General features: G+C 46.8%; 12 protein-coding genes, 3 tRNA genes, 1 rRNA gene and 1 riboswitch. All 16 genes read left to right on the top strand.

What is annotated here, in order from left to right; genetic code table 11:
• A 16S ribosomal RNA gene (locus BLR65_RS22970) occupies window positions 1–81 on the top strand; the annotation flags it as partial.
• 611 nt (window positions 82–692) lie between these two features.
• On the top strand, window positions 693–2,219 hold the full coding sequence (locus BLR65_RS22965) for an ArnT family glycosyltransferase (protein WP_245692995.1): 1,527 nt from the start codon (window positions 693–695) through the stop codon (window positions 2,217–2,219).
• A 12-nt stretch (window positions 2,220–2,231) separates the two neighbouring features.
• Window positions 2,232–3,881, top strand: coding sequence for an ArnT family glycosyltransferase (locus BLR65_RS22960; protein WP_093796497.1), 1,650 nt, complete (start codon window positions 2,232–2,234; stop codon window positions 3,879–3,881).
• A 34-nt stretch (window positions 3,882–3,915) separates the two neighbouring features.
• On the top strand, window positions 3,916–4,599 hold the full coding sequence (locus BLR65_RS22955) for a response regulator transcription factor (RefSeq protein WP_093796496.1): 684 nt from the start codon (window positions 3,916–3,918) through the stop codon (window positions 4,597–4,599).
• A complete protein-coding gene (locus tag BLR65_RS22950; RefSeq protein ID WP_093796495.1) occupies window positions 4,589–5,905 on the top strand; it encodes a sensor histidine kinase in 1,317 nt (438 codons plus the stop codon). Before BLR65_RS22955 ends, BLR65_RS22950 begins: the two co-directional genes overlap by 11 nt.
• A 118-nt stretch (window positions 5,906–6,023) precedes the next feature.
• Window positions 6,024–6,099, top strand: a tRNA-Phe gene (locus BLR65_RS22945).
• Between the two features lie 72 nt (window positions 6,100–6,171).
• Window positions 6,172–6,246: transfer RNA gene (locus BLR65_RS22940), tRNA-Gly, on the top strand.
• 101 nt (window positions 6,247–6,347) lie between these two features.
• Window positions 6,348–6,422 (top strand) — tRNA-Cys (locus BLR65_RS22935).
• A 299-nt stretch (window positions 6,423–6,721) separates the two neighbouring features.
• A riboswitch (molybdenum cofactor riboswitch) is annotated at window positions 6,722–6,838 on the top strand.
• A 191-nt stretch (window positions 6,839–7,029) separates the two neighbouring features.
• Window positions 7,030–9,060 (top strand): sigma-54-dependent Fis family transcriptional regulator, encoded by a 2,031-nt coding sequence (locus BLR65_RS22930; RefSeq protein WP_093796494.1) that lies wholly within the window; start codon window positions 7,030–7,032, stop codon window positions 9,058–9,060.
• A 318-nt stretch (window positions 9,061–9,378) separates the two neighbouring features.
• The gene (locus BLR65_RS22925; protein ID WP_093796493.1) at window positions 9,379–10,404 is read left to right on the top strand and encodes a molybdopterin-binding protein; all 1,026 of its coding nucleotides are present in this window, start codon (window positions 9,379–9,381) and stop codon (window positions 10,402–10,404) included.
• Between the two features lie 84 nt (window positions 10,405–10,488).
• On the top strand, window positions 10,489–13,248 hold the full coding sequence (locus BLR65_RS22920) for a molybdopterin-dependent aldehyde oxidoreductase (protein WP_093796492.1): 2,760 nt from the start codon (window positions 10,489–10,491) through the stop codon (window positions 13,246–13,248).
• 145 nt (window positions 13,249–13,393) lie between these two features.
• Window positions 13,394–15,694 (top strand): pyridine nucleotide-disulfide oxidoreductase/dicluster-binding protein, encoded by a 2,301-nt coding sequence (locus tag BLR65_RS22915; RefSeq protein ID WP_093796491.1) that lies wholly within the window; start codon window positions 13,394–13,396, stop codon window positions 15,692–15,694.
• 11 nt (window positions 15,695–15,705) lie between these two features.
• Window positions 15,706–15,915 (top strand): DVU_1557 family redox protein, encoded by a 210-nt coding sequence (locus BLR65_RS22910; protein WP_093796490.1) that lies wholly within the window; start codon window positions 15,706–15,708, stop codon window positions 15,913–15,915.
• A 294-nt stretch (window positions 15,916–16,209) separates the two neighbouring features.
• Window positions 16,210–16,488, top strand: coding sequence for a hypothetical protein (locus tag BLR65_RS22905; RefSeq protein WP_093796489.1), 279 nt, complete (start codon window positions 16,210–16,212; stop codon window positions 16,486–16,488).
• Window positions 16,478–17,227, top strand: a complete 750-nt coding sequence (locus BLR65_RS22900) for an XdhC family protein (RefSeq protein WP_093796488.1) — start codon at window positions 16,478–16,480, stop codon at window positions 17,225–17,227. Before BLR65_RS22905 ends, BLR65_RS22900 begins: the two co-directional genes overlap by 11 nt.
• A 12-nt stretch (window positions 17,228–17,239) precedes the next feature.
• A complete protein-coding gene (locus BLR65_RS22895; RefSeq protein WP_093796487.1) occupies window positions 17,240–17,551 on the top strand; it encodes an XdhC family protein in 312 nt (103 codons plus the stop codon).
• Window positions 17,552–17,557: the final 6 nt, after the last annotated feature.

Raw genomic sequence — 17,557 nt, 5'->3', positions numbered from 1 at the left:
CCGTCTAAGGTGGGGTCGATGATTGGGGTGAAGTCGTAACAAGGTAGCCGTATCGGAAGGTGCGGCTGGATCACCTCCTTTCTAGGGATAAGCAGCGAACCAGATTGTTGCGAGCCGAGAGGCGAAGCAAGAACCTGAGTGAGTCGCTTAGTTACGAGTGGTAGCGAGTAACATCCTATAAACTCGAGCTCAATTCCAGGTCGACACATCAGGCAGATACATCTTACATTGTTTGGTTTTGAGGGAACGGAAAAACAAATATAGATTATAAAAGCAAAAGTCTGTAGGGAAAGCCTACAGACTTTTACTTTTTTGCATTATCAGACAGTATAACCTTTCTGATAATGTAAGAACCACTAGGGCTTGTGCCGGCATCCTGAAGGGCTTGGCACAAGCCGATCTTTTCTTATATTTACGGATATTTTCATAGTGCTTTCATAATTTGTTGATATAATTCCACGTAAGGCATGATCAGTTACCGTGAACCAAAAGAAAAATTATCAGAGCCGGCTGTTGTCTTGAATAGGAAAATAAGGAGCGGTTATTTTTAGCTGCGGCACAAGGAAAAACAGGTAGAATTAAGGTCGACAAAGCGGGACATAGTAGCACTAAAAGTAATTTTATAATTAATTTTACATTGAATATTACGGAGGAAGTGAAGGAGTATAAGAAAGTTAGGATATAATGTACTCTTGCTTTTATGTGTTGCCAGTGTTGTCACACTGGCGTATTTGGGTCATTTGCCTTTGTTGGATCCGGATGAACCGGTTTATGCGGAAACAGCGCGCGAAATGCTGCAGTTCCAGGACTTTATTTCACCACGAATTTATGGAGAGTTTTGGTATGATAAGCCTCCCATGTATTATTGGCTGGTGGCTGTTGCATTTAAAATTTGGGGTATTGGTGAATTTGCGGCCAGATTGCCGTCTGCCTTGTTGGCAATAGGCGGTTCCGTAGTTGTCTATTTGTCGGGGCGTGAACTCTTTACTGAACGTGCCGGCCTTTTAGCGGGACTAGTATTGACCACAAGCCTGGAATATTTCTACTTAGGCAAGGCTGCCGTTACCGATATTACGCTGACTTTTTTTCTCACATTGGCATTGCTTGCTTATTTGCACAACAGGTATGACCTGTTGTTTATCGGTGCTGCTTTAGCCGTTGTGACGAAGGGACCGATTGGCATCATATTTTGTGCAGCGATTATCGGGCTGCATGTAATAGTCACCAAAAACTGGGCCGTATTCAAATCTATGAAAATACTGCGCGGCACAATGTTATTTCTTATGATTGCATTGCCTTGGTATGTATTGATGTACCAGTATCATGGAATGGCCTTTATTGAAACCTTTCTGGGGTTTCATAACGTAGCGCGCTTTCTAAAACCGGAGCATCCGTCCGGGACTCTCTGGTACTATTATGTTCCGGTGTTAATTGTCGGATTTTTTCCTTGGACTGCGTTTATGCTACAGGCTTGTAAAGCTGCCCTGCGGCAGCGGAGCGCTGATTGGAACCGGCTGGTATTTCTAGTTATCTGGGCAGTCACGGTCTTTGTATTTTTCAGCATGGCGCAAACCAAGCTGGTTTCTTACATACTGCCGATGTATCCGCCCTTAGCCCTTTTAGTAGGTTGGTATTTTGACAAAGCATGGTCTGAGAAGCAGTTCTCAATGTTAAAATGGTCAGCGGCTATGCTGACAGTGGTTGCTGTTATTCTGGAAGCCGGTCTCTTTTATTTAGCCAATACGATGCCTGAGCTGTATGTTCCCGGAATGGTAGCGGCAACCGTACTTATAGCGGCAAATGCGTTCGTATGGTGGTTCAGTTTACGACAGGATTTTCGTTCAGTATTTACTGTCAATGTAGTAGCTATGTTGTTTTTTTCCATATATTTGGTAGTGCAGCTGCTGCCGGCCATTGCCCCCGCATACTCTATGAAATCGTTTGTTGAGGACTTCAATCAGCACTATGACGGACACAGTCAGGTATATATTGCAAAATTTTACCGGCCAGGTTTTATGTTTTACAGTGGCATGCCAGGCAACGAGCTAATGGATGATGATGCTGTTAAAACATTACTGGTCAAAGATGAGGCTGCCTTTTTTATTGTTAAAGCACAGACGTATAAAAATTTGCCGGCCCAACTGCAAAATGACATTATTGTGCTGACTGCCAGTGAAGATAAAGCGTTATTGTACCGTAAAAGGCAAAATTTGATGTAAGGGGGAATTTGGATGGCCGTTTCACTGTCTATTTCGGCTGTTCGATCCAGAGACATTGGCGTAAGTCTGTTTTTGGTTGCCTTTATTTCGTTTCTGTTGTTCAGCCATCTTATGCCCATTACCGATCCGGTAGAGTCGAATTACGCCCTTACCGCCAAAGAGATGGTAGGAAGCGCCGATTGGCTTTCTCCCAGAATTTATGGTCAGGTATGGTATGATAAACCGGTCTTTTTTTACTGGCTTACGGCCTTAGCCTTTAAATGGTTTGGATTTTCCGATATGGCGGCCCGGGTAGTACCGGCTTTGTTTGGCGGGCTGGGGGTGGTGCTGCTATATTGGTTTATAACCAAGACTTCCAGCCAGGCTGCGGCCCTTTTATCAGCGCTTGTTATGGCAACATCATTTGAGTATGTGCTGCTTGCAAAGTTTGTCATTACCGATATGGTGCTGTTTGTATTTAGTAGTGCGGCGCTTGTGTTTTTTTATCTTGCCTATACCGGTGTGGGCGGGACAAAACGTTGGTATTTGCCAATGTATGTAAGCATGGCTTTGGCCGTATTAACGAAAGGGCCGGTTGGGCTGCTGTTGCCCAGCCTTGTAGTTGTCAGTTTCATTCTGGTGCAGCGTAAATGGATGGAACTGCGGCAGATGTCGATACTGCCAGGCCTTTTTCTCTTTTTAGTAGTTGCCTTGCCTTGGTATGCGGCCATGTATTATGTTCACGGATCAGAATTTACCACTACCTTCTTCGGCGTGCATAATTATCTACGGGCAACTGTTTCCGAGCATCCCAAGGATAATGTAATCTATTTTTATATTGTTGTTTTTTTACTCAGCATGCTGCCCTGGTCTTTGTTAACAGTGAAGGCTCTGGTGGCTGGGGCTAAAGGGTACATGATGCGGACATCGTCATTACGGATTTTTTGCTTTATTTGGGCTGGCGTTTATCTGATTTTTTACTCCCTGATGGCAACGAAATATCTAACGTATACCTTTCCTACACTTTTTCCGTTGGCAATCTTAACAGGACATTATCTGGAAAGGGTACTGTTTTTCAATAAGAAAAGCACCATTCATTATTGGGTTGGTCTACCGGTATATATTGCAACTTTTGCTATGGTTGGCGCAGCGTATTTTGAACTTGACGACATGCGGCTGCCTGTTGTGGCAGGCAGCCTGATGTTGATCATAACGGTTGCCTGGTGGCAAATAAGGAAACGGCATGCCAAAACTTTACTAAGTTTATTTTGTGCGTTTCAGATTCTCGTCTATATCGCATTGTTTTTTTTGGCTTTCCCGGCATTGGCTGATACCCGCTCCGATAAGAAACTTGCGCAGGATTTAGCCGAATATGGCAGTTACCGGTTGGGATTTTACGAATTTTATAGTACGTCGGCAGTCTATTATGGTGGCAAGACGGCGGTAAAACTGGTAGCGGCGGCGGAGGCCGCCATGCCTGAGCAACCGGGTTTGAGCTGGTCAAGCAAATATACGATGCCCACAGAATCACTGAGAAATTTTGTGAGTAGTCCTGAAAAGGAGCGTACTGTGATTGTAGTACCGCAGGAGCAAACAGAACAATTTTTGGGAAAAATAAAGGATCAACATGTTCGATTATTGAAAACTACAGAGAAATATAACTATTATAATCTTATTGACTGACAGTTCAGCTTATAACTGCTGGGGGAGAGGAAAAATGCGGATATTACTTGCCGAAGATGATGTGAAACTTGGTAAATTAATTAAACGCATGCTGGAAAAGGCCGGCTTAGCGGTTGAGTGGGTTACACGGGGTGATACTGCTTTTGAATATGCAGCGTACTCTTACTATGACGTAATTATTTTGGACTGGATGATGCCAGGCCAGACAGGCATTGAGGTATGCCAAGCTTTGCGCAAAAATGGCTGTCAGGAAGCGATATTAATGCTTACTGCCAAAGATGACGTTAATGACCGGGTGTTAGGGCTGGATACCGGGGCGGACGATTATCTGGTAAAACCGTTTGAATTTGCGGAATTGCTTGCCAGGCTGCGGGCTTTGTCGCGTCGCAGCAGTGCCAAGTTAAAAGAAGATGTGGTACAGATCGGCGATCTCGTTTTGGATCGTTCTACCCGTAGTGTTCGCTCCAAGGATACGGAGGTGCAGCTTTCCAGCCGTGAGTTTCAATTGCTTGATTTGCTTGTGCAAAATCAGGGACGGGTTGTACCACGGGAAGTAATCCTAGACCGGATCTGGGGACTGGAAGCGGATGTATCATCCAATAATCTGGATGCTTATGTACGGCTATTGCGGAAAAAGATTAATGTGCCCGAAGGTGAAGTAGGCATACAAAATGTACGCGGGGTGGGTTTCAAGCTGGAGGCACAGCATGTTTTCTAAAATTCGCAACCATTTAACAATGGTCTATTCTGCCGTTATGGCCTGTTTTCTTATATCCTTTATTGTGGCAAGCTATACAGGGTTGGTTTGGGTACTGTACCGGGAAGAACAAAGAGATATCGAGGCGTTTGCCAAGGAAGAAGCTCATGAACATGTAAATTTGCTGCGGCAACGCAAACTTTCACCCAACTCCCCCGTGGAAGAGGATGAGGATCAAAGTGACGGCAAGCTTTTTCATTATGCGTTTGATGTTAATGGCCGGCAGATTTCCTCAAGTCAGCCTGCGCGCGAGGTTCGTGACGCTATTACCGAGCATATTCACAACTGGCAGGACGGGGACGGGGAGGCTGTTTTAACCAAACTGCACCTGGCCGGTGATAAAAAAGGCTATTTTATGTTATGCAAAATAATGGTATATGAAGGAGAGGATGTCCTTGGTACGGTCTTTGTGGGTAAGGACATTACTACTTACTATGTTATGTTAAAGAGGATACTGTTTATGCTTTGTGTAGTTTGTCTATTCTTCCTTATCATTGCCACCTTTGCCGGACATATGCTGGCCGGCCGGACGATTGTCCCCATTAGAAACTCTTTTTTGCGGCAGCGGGAGTTTGTGGCTGACGCCTCTCACGAATTGAGGACACCGCTTAGTGTTATGTTGACTTCTGTGGATGTTATTCGCACTGATGATGACAATAAACTTTCATCATTTTCGCAGGAAGTGCTGGATGATATGAAAGAGGAAATCCGGAGAATGACGAAAATTGTTTCTGATTTATTGACCCTGGCGCGTGCCGATGCCGGGGCGGCCAATATTATTAAGGAAAAATTTGATATCAGCCTTGTTGCCGGCAAGGTTATCCGTTCACTTTTACCGATAGCTGCTGAAAAAGGGATCAAACTTGAGTTTGCCGGCGCAGACAGTCTTATTGTTCAGGCAGACAAAGAGAGAATGAATCAATTATTGTTGATTTTGCTGGATAATGCCATCAAGTACGGGCAGCAGGAGGGAAGCGTAATTCTTACGGTCAAACAGGCAGGTGGCTCAAAGGGTACCGTGAATCTTATTGTCCAAGATGATGGGGCGGGAATTCCCCAAGAACAGCAGCAGCTTATATTTGAACGGTTTTATCGGGTAGATAAAGTAAGATCAAGGGAAGCAGGCGGCAACGGCCTGGGTTTGGCCATTGCCAAATGGATCGTGGAGGCTCATGGCGGGACAATCAGAGTAGAAAGCACTATTGGTGTTGGCAGTACTTTTATTGTAACTTTGCCGGGAGTGGAATGTAGGGAAAAACGGTTGTAACAAAGCCGAGCAGGCCAAGAAGTTAGAGCCCAGTATATTTAACTCAAATTGCATAATTTACCATTGCAAATTATTTTATTTTGTTATATAATCACCTATGTGCCTTTAAATAGGGTACGCCTCGGTAGCTCAGTCGGTAGAGCAGAGGACTGAAAATCCTCGTGTCGACAGTTCGATTCTGTCCTGAGGCACCATTCTCGGCCTTGGACATTAGCAGGCGACGTTCGATAGCGAAAATCGAACGTCTAATGTCGAAAGTCGAACATGCGGAAGTAGCTCAGTGGTAGAGCATCGCCTTGCCAAGGCGAGGGTCGCGAGTTCGAATCTCGTTTTCCGCTCCATTTATATATATTTAGCGGATGTTATCGCTACGCTCTAATAAGCGACTCACACATGTTCTTGCTTCGCCTATCAGCTCGCAACAACATGGTTCGCTGCTTATGGCGACATAGCCAAGTGGCAAGGCAAGGGTCCGCAAGACCTTTATCCCCTAGTTCGAATCTGGGTGTCGCCTCCAAATATACGGAAAAAAGGCTACTTTGCGGTAGCCTTTTTTGTTTGAAAAATTTTAATGTGTAAATCGTTGGTGATTATAGCATAGGATTATAGCGTGGATAATTTTGAACGATTCGCATGAATTGCAGGATTTTTCTAAATTAATATAGAAATATATACTCAAATTTTACTATGATAAATTTCATAAGAAAAGACTTGGCTTGTGCCAAGTCCTTCGGGACGCCGGCAGAAGCCCTAGTCGCTCTTACTTATTATCAGAAAGATTAACCTTCTGATAATGTAAAATAACCGTAATCTGTCAATAAACGTTAGCTCCGAGCCTGTTTACCTAAATCAATACGAGATGGTGGCTGGCCAATGGGTGTAATGGGAAACTGTTACATCTTCCTTTTGAAAAGGAGTGTTGCAATTATTCGGATTTTGCTCGCCGTGCCTGTCTTATAGTAATTAACTATGAGCGGTAAGGTTATTTTCGTATGATTAATTGAAACACAAGCCAGATACCTTTGCGTTGAAGTGGGGTATCTGTTCTTTTTTTCTGGCAACGGGGATAACCCTTCAAAGTCCATTATTACTGTAAGTGAAAATAAAAACAGGCAGGTGATTAGATGACTGGTGTTGAAAGTGCCCCCAATACGATTTTTTCTGAATGGCTAAGACTTACTGCTGCTTCCGAAGCTACGGATCAAAGTCAAGCGTATTCAGTCCGACCGGAAATTTTGGATTCATGGCGACGCTGCAAGCACGACATGGTTGAGCCTAATAGCCGTACACTGCACCGGCAACTGGACTCTGCAAGTCTTCAGGTTATGCTCGAGGAAAATCAAGAGCTTATTACCATAGCGAAACCGTTTATGGCTAATTTGTACGGATTTGTTGCAGGTTCCGGTTTCGTAGTCGTGTTGACAGATGTTCGCGGCTATATCATGGAGATATTTGGTGATGAAGATGTGTTAACCAATCCCATGACGGTAAGTTTTTTTCAGGGGGCTGACTGGAGTGAACGGGAAGCCGGCACGAACGCAATCGGTACGGCTTTGGTCATCAAGGAGCCCATCCAGGTGTCCGGAGCAGAACATTATTGCCGCAAACACCATAATATAACTTGTTCGGCCGCTCCTATTATGGATAAGCAGGGCAATATGATCGGTATTTTGGATGTTTCGGGTTCTTTTACAGCAGCCCATCTGCATACATTAGGTATGGTTGTGGCGGCTGCTGAGGCTATTATGGCCCAAATCAGCATCCGCAGAAAAAATAATGAATTGAGTGTCATTAATAATCGCCTGATCAATATTTTCAATACCATGTCAGATGGTGTAATTATGGTTGATAATCAGGGATTTATTAGTGAACTGAATCCTGTTGCCCAAAAACTGCTTGGTTGTGGCTGCGGTTCAATTACACCGGAAGCCGGGCCCGGGATACGGCTGACAAGCATATTGGGAGATAAAAATCCGCTTATTCAGAAAATGCTGCATGGTAAACAATCGTGCAATGATATTGAACTCATGCTGAATACCAGGCATGGTGTCAGTCACTGTCTGGCTTCGGGGGAACCGGTCACCGATGCCCAGGGACTTGTTAACGGTTATATAATTATTATGCGGTCAATTAAACAGATACAAAAATTAGTGAACCAGTTTAGCGGTCATTACGGGACTTTGCAATTCAGTGATATAATCGGCGAAAGCAAGGCCATTCTTGAGGCTGTGCGTATTGCTTCCCGGGCGGCAGCGTGTACGTCGAATGTACTGCTGCAAGGCGAAAGCGGCACAGGTAAGGAGATTTTTGCTCAGGCTATTCATAATCGCAGTAATCGTCAGGCAGGGCCTTTTATTGCGGTTAATTGTGGCGCGATACCCAGGGAATTAATTGGCAGTGAACTTTTTGGCTATGCCGAAGGGGCTTTTACCGGGGCGAAACGCGGCGGCAAGTTGGGCAAGTTTGAGTTGGCATCAGGCGGGACCTTATTTTTGGACGAAATAGGGGATATGCCATTAGAACAGCAGGTTGCGCTGCTCAGGGTATTGCAGGAACGCTCTGTGACACGGATCGGCTGTGATCAAGTGATTCCGGTAGATGTCCGGGTAATATGCGCGACCAATAAATGCCTGGTGCAAGAAGTGGAAAGGGGAACTTTCCGCGGTGACCTGTATTACCGGCTGAGTGTCATATCCATCACAATTCCGCCGCTAAGGGACCGGTCTGACGATATTATCCCTTTATTTAATTATTTTTTGGAAAAACTGGATAGGCAAGAGCGGAATTTCAACGTGGATTCCGAGGTACTTGCCAAAATTATCAGGTATGATTGGCCCGGAAATGTGCGCGAATTGCAAAATGTGGTTGAACGGATTGTTAACTTGACAGAAGGACTGGAAATCACATTGGCCAATTTACCGCAGGAAATATTGGATTGGCATCCTCATTTTTTAGCCTCTGCACCGGTCAGAAATATAAAGGAAACATTAGGCGTGAGAGGGCAGCACCGGCGTATCGTGGAGGAGACGGAAAGAGAGGAAATTCTAACCTTGCTTTATACGCATGGCGGTAATGTCAGTCTAACGGCCAAGGATATGGGGGTTTCCCGCAATACGCTGTATCGGAAAATGAAACAATATGCGATAGAAAACTAACTGTATCACAGATGTTATTTTAATGTGACACTTGTGTGACACTTGCAGTACACTATGAATGAAAAGCTGAAACCAATTGCTTAACAAGCAGTTGGTTTTTTTTTGTTCCGAATAGACCATCATGGTTTGGGTAAAACCTAAGTGCACAAAGGCTTTGATCAGACTGCTCAAAAGGACTCGGACAAGTCAAGTACTTTTCTAGGAGTCATTTTGCGAAATGGTATAACAGTTGGCATAAATCTTGCGATAATAATGGTTAGCGTAGCTGATGAAATTAAAAAGAGATAAAGCCGGCGTTTAGCTAGAGAGGGTGGTTACATGAAAGTAGTTTCTGTATATCAGGCAGAAGGAATGGTTCTTTGTCATGATATTACGGAAATTGTTCCCGGCAAGTTTAAGGGCAGGGCGTTTAAAAAAGGACATGTTATCCGTAAGGAGGACATTCCCAAATTACTTACTATTGGTAAGGAAAACATTTATGTGTGGGAAGTCAATGACAAAACTCTCCATGAAAATGATGCCGCTTTACGGTTGGCCCAGGCGGTAGCCGGATCAGGGGTGACTTTAGCGGAGGCTTCTGAGGGAAAAGTTGAAATTAAAGCCGGAATCAGCGGACTGCTTAAGGTAAACAGCGCAGCATTGGAAAAAATCAACGATATTGATCAACTGGCAGTGGCTACCCTCCACGCCAATCAGGTGGTTGAGGCGGGGAAAAAGCTAGCTGGCTGCAAAGTAATTCCTTTAGTGATAGATTTAGAAAAAATTAAGAACGCGGAGCAACTGTGCGCTGCCTGTTATCCAGTGGTGGAAGTAAAGCCCCTGCAATCGTGCAAAGTGGGAATTGTAACTACCGGCAGCGAGATTTACTATGGGCGCATAAAAGATTGCTTTGGCCCGGTATTAACCGAAAAGTTCGGGCAATTAGGCAGTTCCATTTTGCAGCAAATCATTGTTGACGATGACATTGACATGATTGCGGATGCGATTCACCGGTTGCTTGACGCGGGAGCTGAAATGATCGTGACTACCGGGGGGATGTCTGTTGATCCTGATGACGTAACGCCTGCCGCTATCCGGACGGCGGGTGGAGAGATTGCTCTTTATGGTGCGCCAACCTTGCCGGGAGCGATGTTTATGCTGGCATATTTTGGAGATGTTCCGGTTTTGGGATTGCCGGGCTGTGTCATGTACCACAAGAGCACGATCTTTGACTTGGTTGTGCCACGCCTGCTGGCAGGGGAAAAACTGGTGAAGCGGGATATTAGCAAACTGGGCTATGGCGGTTTATGTCTGAACTGTGAAGAGTGTCATTATCCGGAATGTGGTTTTGGCAAAGGCAGTTAAAAAAGTAGGCGCAATTGGCGTGTTTCAGGGAGGTAAAAGTCCCTTGAAATATACGAATATTGTGAAAAGGAGAGGGAGAACTGAATGCAAAAAAAAGTGCTGATTATCAATGGTATACCCAGAACGTTAATCGTTGATCTGGAGGCCAGTCTTGCCAGTGTGCTCAGGGAACAGTTGCTGTTAACCGGTTGCAAGGTTGGCTGTAATCAGGGACAATGCGGTACCTGTTCCATTATCATGGATGGCCGGGTCGTCCGGTCTTGTGTCATGAAAATGAAGAGAGTGCCAGACGAAGCTCATATTACCACAATTGAAGGAATGGGAACTCCTAATAATCTTCATCCGTTGCAGGTGGCCTGGATGGCTTATGGTTGTGCCCAGTGCGGCTTCTGCAGCCCGGGATTTATTTTATCGGCAAAAGTCCTGCTTGACGAAAATGTCAATCCCACCAGAGAAGAAATTCGGGCATGGTTCCAGAAGAACCGTAACGCTTGCCGTTGTACCGGTTACAAGCCAATCGTGGACGCCGTTATGGCCGCCGCTAAAGTGCTGCGTGGTGAAATGCGTAGCGAGGATCTCATGTTTAAGCCTGTTGGCAATAAAATTTACGGTACAACCTATCATCGTCCGTCTGCTTTGCAAAAAGTTACCGGCACATGGGATTTCGGCGCCGATGTTGGGCTGCAGATGCCGAAAGGAACATTGCGGTTAGCCCTTGTGCAAGCAGAAGTCTCTCATGCGAATATTAAAGGAATCGACACCTCGGCAGCCGAGAAAATGCCGGGCGTATATAAAGTAATTACCCATAAAGATGTAAAAGGCAAGAACCGGATTTCGGGTTTGATTACATTCCCCACGAACAAAGGGGACGGCTGGGATCGCCCGATTCTTTGCGATGAAAAGGTATTCCAGTTTGGCGATGCTATTGCCATGGTGGCCGCCGATACGGAAGAACATGCCAGGGAAGCCGCGAAAGCGGTAAAAGTTGATCTGGAAGTATTACCGGCCTATATGAGCGCGCCGGCTGCTATGGCGCCTGACGCTATTGAAATTCATCCCGGCACCCCGAATATCTATTTTGAAACCGGTGTGGTAAAAGGGGAAGATACCAAGCCGATCATGGAGCGCCCGGATGTGGTTATTGCCGAAGTCGAAACCTATTGCAGCCGTCAGCCGCATCTGCCGCTTGAACCGGACTGCGGCTCTGCCTACATGGATGAAGAAGGCCGCCTGACGATTCATTCCAAGAGTATCGCCCTGCACCTGCACCATGCCATGATTGTTGCCGGCATCGGCATTGAGCCGGAAAAATGCCGCCTTGTTGCCAATCCGACCGGCGCTACGTTTGGCTATAAATTCAGTCCTACCAATGAAGCTTTATTGGGGGTTGCCTGCCTGGCCTGCGACGGCAAGCCTGTTTCGCTTAACTTTAACATGTTCCAGCAAATTACGTATACCGGCAAGCGGTCGCCTGCGCTTGTGCGGACCAAGCTGGCGGCCGATAAAACCGGTAAACTGCTGGGAATGGAGACCAATTGGTGGCTCGACCATGGTCCGTACAGCGAATTCGGCGATCTGAACTGCATACGGCAGGGCCAGTTTACCGGCGCCGGCTATAATATCCCCAATATTCGCGGCAAGGGCAAGTGCGTATGCACCAATCATGCCTGGGGTTCCGCATTCCGGGCCTATGGTTCGCCAAAAGCTTTCCTGTCGTCGGAAATTTGTGTGGATGAACTGGCGGAAAAATTGGGGATGGATCCATTGGAATTCCGTTATAAGAATGTTTACCGTCCCGGGGCTACCACGCCGACCGGCCAGGTACCGGAAGTGTTCTGCCTGCCGGCAATGCTTGACAAACTTCGCCCACATTGGGAAGAGGCCAAGAAACGTTGTAAAGAGCTTTCCACGCCGGAAAAGAAACGTGGTGTCGGCTTGTCGCTCGGTATATATGGCTGTGGCCTGGATGGCGCGGACAGTTCGCACGCCTGGTCAGAGCTTAATCCGGACGGCACAGTCACTGTCGGCAATTCCTGGCAGGACCATGGCCAGGGCGCTGACCTTGCTACCTTGACACATGCCCATGAAACTCTCCGGCAGATGGGGATTACCCCTGAGCAAATTAAGCTTGTCATGAATGATATGGCATTCACACCGGCCAGCGGTCCGTCTGGCGGCAGCCGTCAAAACGTTATGACCGGCAATGCCACCAGGGTTGCCTGTGAAATGCTGGTTAACGCTATGCGTAAGCCGGACGGCACTTTCCGCACCTATGAGGAAATGGTAGCAGAAAAGCTTCCGGTTCATTATGATGGATCCTGGACAGCCTCTATGTGTACGGACTGTGATCTGGAAACCATGCAGGGAAATCCGTTCCCCATTTATATGTATGCGCTCTTTATGCCGGAAGTGGAAGTCGACATGAAGACCGGCAAAGCGACCGTAGTCAGGTTTGTAACCGTTCAGGATATTGGCACTTTAACCAATAAAACAACTTGTGACGGCCAAGTCTATGGTGGTTTGGCCCAGGGGATTGGCCTTGCGCTTACGGAAGATTTTGAAGATCTCAAAAAACACACCACGCTGGTTGGCTGTGGTCTGCCGTTTATTAAAGACATTCCCGACGATATGGAGATCATCTACAATGTTTCCCCGCGTGAAAATGGACCGTATGGTGCTGCCGGCGTAGGGGAAGGCCCGCTGACGGCGCCGCACCCCGCTATTCTCAACGCTATTTATAATGCCTGCGGTGTTCGCATTTATTCCGTGCCTGCACTCCCGGAAAAAATAAAAGCAGGTTTGGAGGCGCTTGCTGCTAAAGAGCAGGCTGCCGGCGGCAAATAATCGGCTACAAATACCCTGTAACCTTAAACGAACAGGAAAGTCGCAAGGCTTTCCGTTCGTTTAGGTTTTTCCATCAGGTAGCTTGGATTATTACTTTGGAACCAATAACAAAGGCTTTTCTCATACCGGGAAGAGGAGGTTCGCTATGGATCAAAAACTATTGCATCAACGGGAAGCCAAATGTGTTCAGGATAACCCGCCAGGCTGCACGACCAACTGTCCGGTTCATGTTGATGCTCGGGGTGTAATTGCCTCTGTCCGTAAAGAAGACTATGCGGCAGGTTTTACCTTATTTCATAAAATGGTCCCTTTTCCGGGAATTATCAGCAGGATTTGCGATCAACCCTGTCAGCAGGGGTGCAAGCGCAGAGAAATAGAAGAGCCGGTTAATATCAGGGCTTTGGAGCAGATTTGTGTGGAAAATAGCGCTGCGATAATCAATTTTGCCGCTTTACCGGCTAAGAAACGAACAGTTGCCATTGTGGGAGCAGGCTTGAGCGGCTTGACGGCGGCTCTTGAACTGAGTCGCAAAGGATATAAAGTTGCTCTTTTTGAAGCTACTGACCGGTTGGGGGGAAGTATCTGGGATATTTCCGAAAAACGGCTGCCCCGTCATGTGATTGACAATGACTTTTCTATTTTTGAGAAAATTTTGGTAGAAATTTATTATCATACTCTTATTATCTCCTTAGACAGCCTGGATGAAAAATTTGACGCAATTTATTTAGGCACAGGTCTTTATCAGAATAACTTTGGTCTTACGGTGTCTGCCAATGGAAAAATAAACGTTGATGTGGTTTCTTTGGCGACAAGTTATCCTAAGGTTTTTGCCGGGGGAAGTCTGCGCTCCCACACGGGAAAACGTTCGCCGATTACATCAATAGCGGACGGTAAAATCGCTGCCGTTTCGATTGACCGCTTTTTGCAGAATGCTTCTTTGACTGCTAACAGGGAGAATGAAAGAACTTATGCATCTTTGCTGTTCACAAATATTACAGGGGTAAAGCCGGAGCCCACGGTGGCGGCGGCTGATCCGGACAGTGGCTATACTAAGGCGGAAGCGAGCCGGGAGGCGAATCGCTGCCTGTTGTGTGAATGTCTTGAATGTGTCAAGGCTTGTGAATATCTTGCCCACTACAAGGGGTATCCTAAACGCTATGTACGGGAAGTATATAATAATTTATCCATTGTTATGGGGATTCATCGTGCCAATAAAATGATTAATTCCTGCAGTTTATGCGGTTTGTGTGAACAGGTTTGCCCGGGTAAGCTGAACATGGGAGAGATTTGCCGGGAGGCACGGCGGACGATGGTGGAAAAGGGAAAAATGCCGCCGTCAACGCATGATTTTGCCCTGCGGGATATGCAGTTCAGTACCAGTGACAAATTTATGCTAACCAGGCATCAGCCCGGGTTTGCTGACAGCGAGCTGGTTTTTTACCCCGGTTGCCAGCTGGCCGCATCGTCGCCGGAGCATGTCATAAAAATATACCGCTTTTTATGTGAAAAGGTAGCCGGTGGTGTCGGATTAATGCTGGGGTGCTGCGGCGCACCGGCCAGTTGGGCCGGCCAGGCGACAATCTTTCAGGAAAAAATGCAAAACCTGAAGGCTAACTGGCGCAGTTTGGGAAGCCCCAAGGTCATAACGGCCTGTCCCACCTGTTATCGGTTGCTTACAGACAATGTGGCCGATATGAAGGTGGAAAGCTTATGGACCTTGCTGGAGCGTATCGGCATTCCGGAGGGAAAACGCTTGGCCGAAGCACCCCAAAAGCTGGCGGTTCACGACAGTTGCACGATAAGACATGATGTTGCGATTCAGTCAAGTGTCAGAAGCCTGTTAAGCAAATTGGGATATCAAGTTGAAGAATTGCCCTTAAGCCGGGAGAAAACAGTGTGCTGCGGTTATGGAGGCTTGATGCTTTATGCGAATCCAGAGGTTGCGCATAAAGTCATAGACAGGCGGATTCAAGAAAGTGAGTTGGATTATCTTGCCTACTGTGCCATGTGCCGCGATAATTTTGTAAGTCAGGGAAAACGCAGTTACCACCTCCTGGATCTGATTTTTGGTTTTGCTGGGAACCACACGGCAGAACAGGCCGGCCCGGGCTATTCGCAGCGCCAGGAAAACAGGGCAAGATTAAAGCAGACGATGCTCAAGGAAATATGGGGTGAAAAGGTGGAAGAAGCACAAGCTACAGTTTTGTTTTATATTTCGGAAGAAGTGCTGGCCATTATGGAAGAACGGCAGATTCTTATTGATGATGTTATCAAGGTAATTGACCATGCGGAAAGTACCGGCGAAAAACTGCAAGAATCTGTAGGCGACTACTTTATAGCCTATTTTCAACCTGCCAGCGTTACCTATTGGGTAGAGTACAAACCACAGGGGGACGGATTTGTCGTTCGCAATGCCTATTGTCACCGGATAGAAATTACAGAGTGAGTGGAGGAACTATGAACAATCTGACGGCTGGGCAGCAACCCAATCTGACATGTGCCAAGTGCGGGATTACGCTGACACTGGGAAAAGTAACGTTAAGCTATTTGGGCAGCAGCTTCCCCGTTGAGCTATTCAAATGTGCCAAGTGCGGGTTAGTGTATATTCCGGAGGAACTGGCCAATGGCAAGATGAAGCAGGTCGAAGCGGCATTGGAGGATAAGTGATGCTTGGAGGATCTCTGGCGATGTGTTTCTGCTCCCGGAAAAAAATTAGGATACTTTTTACTGGTGGCTGAAAAAAAGGAAAGGGAAGGATGAGAAATATTGGGGGAAAAAACATGTCCTCGCTGTAACCAGGAAATAACAGGTGACGCTCCTTTGTATCAGTGCTGCCGGTGTTTCACCATTTATTGCAAAAAATGTGAAGATTCCAATGAAGGACGGCATTGCCCCAAATGCAGGATGGGACCGCGGTTGATCCTCTCGGCGGGAAAATGAGAAGGGGTGGAGGCAAAGATTATGAAAGAAGAACAGGATTTTATTGACAAAATTGAGGCGGACTGGATTATTGTCGAGGTAGTCGACAAAAATACAGGTATCACGTATCGGCGCAACTTGCCGGTGAGATATTTGGAAACCGACAACGGTGTAATATTATCCGGAGAAACTCTTGACGGCAAACCGTCACACATTAATTTCCTGTCAGCTGCCGCTCTGGCTAAAATTCGCGACTTGATTGGTCAAGGCCCTGATCATGACCGTTGTGGTTCCAAGGAGGGCGCGGATCATGTTTCATAAACTATTGTCTATTGTGCGAAACGGGGGCAAAGCCGATACGCTTACCGTAATTGACTGTAACCCGGCCGAGCCTGACCTGGTGGGAAAAATGATTGTTGTTGATGAGGATGGACAGGCGGCAGGTCAGGTGGAGACAGGCGTTATCGAGGAAATACTAGCCGCACTCAGGAAAACCGAGTGGATTCAGCCGACAGTCCTCTCGGTGGAAGGAAAGCAGGGAACAATATACCGGCTATTTTGGGATCGTGTGGTCAAGAAACCCTGCGCGATTGTATTCGGTGGCGGACATGTCAGCCAGCCGCTGGTGCAAATGCTGGCACTTGTTGACTTTGAAGTGACAGTTATTGATGATCGGCCGGAATTTGCCAATAAGGCGAGATTTCCCGGTGCGCAGCAGGTAATTTGCCAGAGTTTTCAGTCGGCAGTAAAGGATTTGGCAATCGACCAGGATACAGCTGTTATTATTGTAACGCGCGGTCACCGGTATGATTTGGACTGTTTACGCGCTACTATGGGCAGCAATGCCCGTTACCTGGGAATGATCGGCAGCAGAAAGCGCATCAGGGAATGCCTCAGTCTTTTAAAGGAAGAAGGAGCGCCGGCGGCGCTTGAACAGCGCCTGCGGGCGCCTATTGGTCTTAATATTAAAGCAGAGACTCCTGCTGAAATCGCTTTAAGCATTGCGGCTGAAGTGGTGGCGGTTTTTCGGGGCGCTTCAAACTATGGGATGTGTGGATAAGGAGGCAGTCTAATGGACCGGGGGTTATTGGAAACAATTTGCGAAAAACAAATCAACGCGGAAAAAGCTGCTTTGGTTACCATCGTGGCAACCCGTGGTTCAACACCGCGCAAGGCAGGCAGCCAGATGCTGATTTTACCTGATGGCAGATCTTTTGGAACCATTGGTGGCGGCTGCGGGGAAGCGGAAGTCAGACGTCAGGCGTTAACCGCCCTTGACGAGCAGCGGCCGCAATTATATACGGTAAGAATGCTGAACGATGTGGCGGCTGATGAAGGTATGGTCTGTGGGGGAATCATGGAAGTATTTATTCAGATTGTATAGCCTTGC

It is taken from the genome of Sporomusa acidovorans (assembly GCF_900101845.1).
GTDB classification, from domain to species: Bacteria; Bacillota; Negativicutes; order Sporomusales; family Sporomusaceae; genus Sporomusa; species Sporomusa acidovorans.
Note: the sequence above shows the minus strand (reverse complement) of the source record. Positions and strands in the feature narration are given on the sequence as shown.

Coding starts and splice junctions, on each gene's coding strand:
- BLR65_RS22960 (WP_093796497.1), top strand. CDS start 2,232: ATGGCCGTTTCACTGTCTATTTCGGCTGTTCGATCCAGAGACATTGGC.
- BLR65_RS22955 (WP_093796496.1), top strand. CDS start 3,916: ATGCGGATATTACTTGCCGAAGATGATGTGAAACTTGGTAAATTAATT.
- BLR65_RS22950 (WP_093796495.1), top strand. CDS start 4,589: ATGTTTTCTAAAATTCGCAACCATTTAACAATGGTCTATTCTGCCGTT.
- BLR65_RS22930 (WP_093796494.1), top strand. CDS start 7,030: ATGACTGGTGTTGAAAGTGCCCCCAATACGATTTTTTCTGAATGGCTA.
- BLR65_RS22925 (WP_093796493.1), top strand. CDS start 9,379: ATGAAAGTAGTTTCTGTATATCAGGCAGAAGGAATGGTTCTTTGTCAT.
- BLR65_RS22920 (WP_093796492.1), top strand. CDS start 10,489: ATGCAAAAAAAAGTGCTGATTATCAATGGTATACCCAGAACGTTAATC.
- BLR65_RS22915 (WP_093796491.1), top strand. CDS start 13,394: ATGGATCAAAAACTATTGCATCAACGGGAAGCCAAATGTGTTCAGGAT.
- BLR65_RS22910 (WP_093796490.1), top strand. CDS start 15,706: ATGAACAATCTGACGGCTGGGCAGCAACCCAATCTGACATGTGCCAAG.
- BLR65_RS22905 (WP_093796489.1), top strand. CDS start 16,210: ATGAAAGAAGAACAGGATTTTATTGACAAAATTGAGGCGGACTGGATT.
- BLR65_RS22900 (WP_093796488.1), top strand. CDS start 16,478: ATGTTTCATAAACTATTGTCTATTGTGCGAAACGGGGGCAAAGCCGAT.
- BLR65_RS22895 (WP_093796487.1), top strand. CDS start 17,240: ATGGACCGGGGGTTATTGGAAACAATTTGCGAAAAACAAATCAACGCG.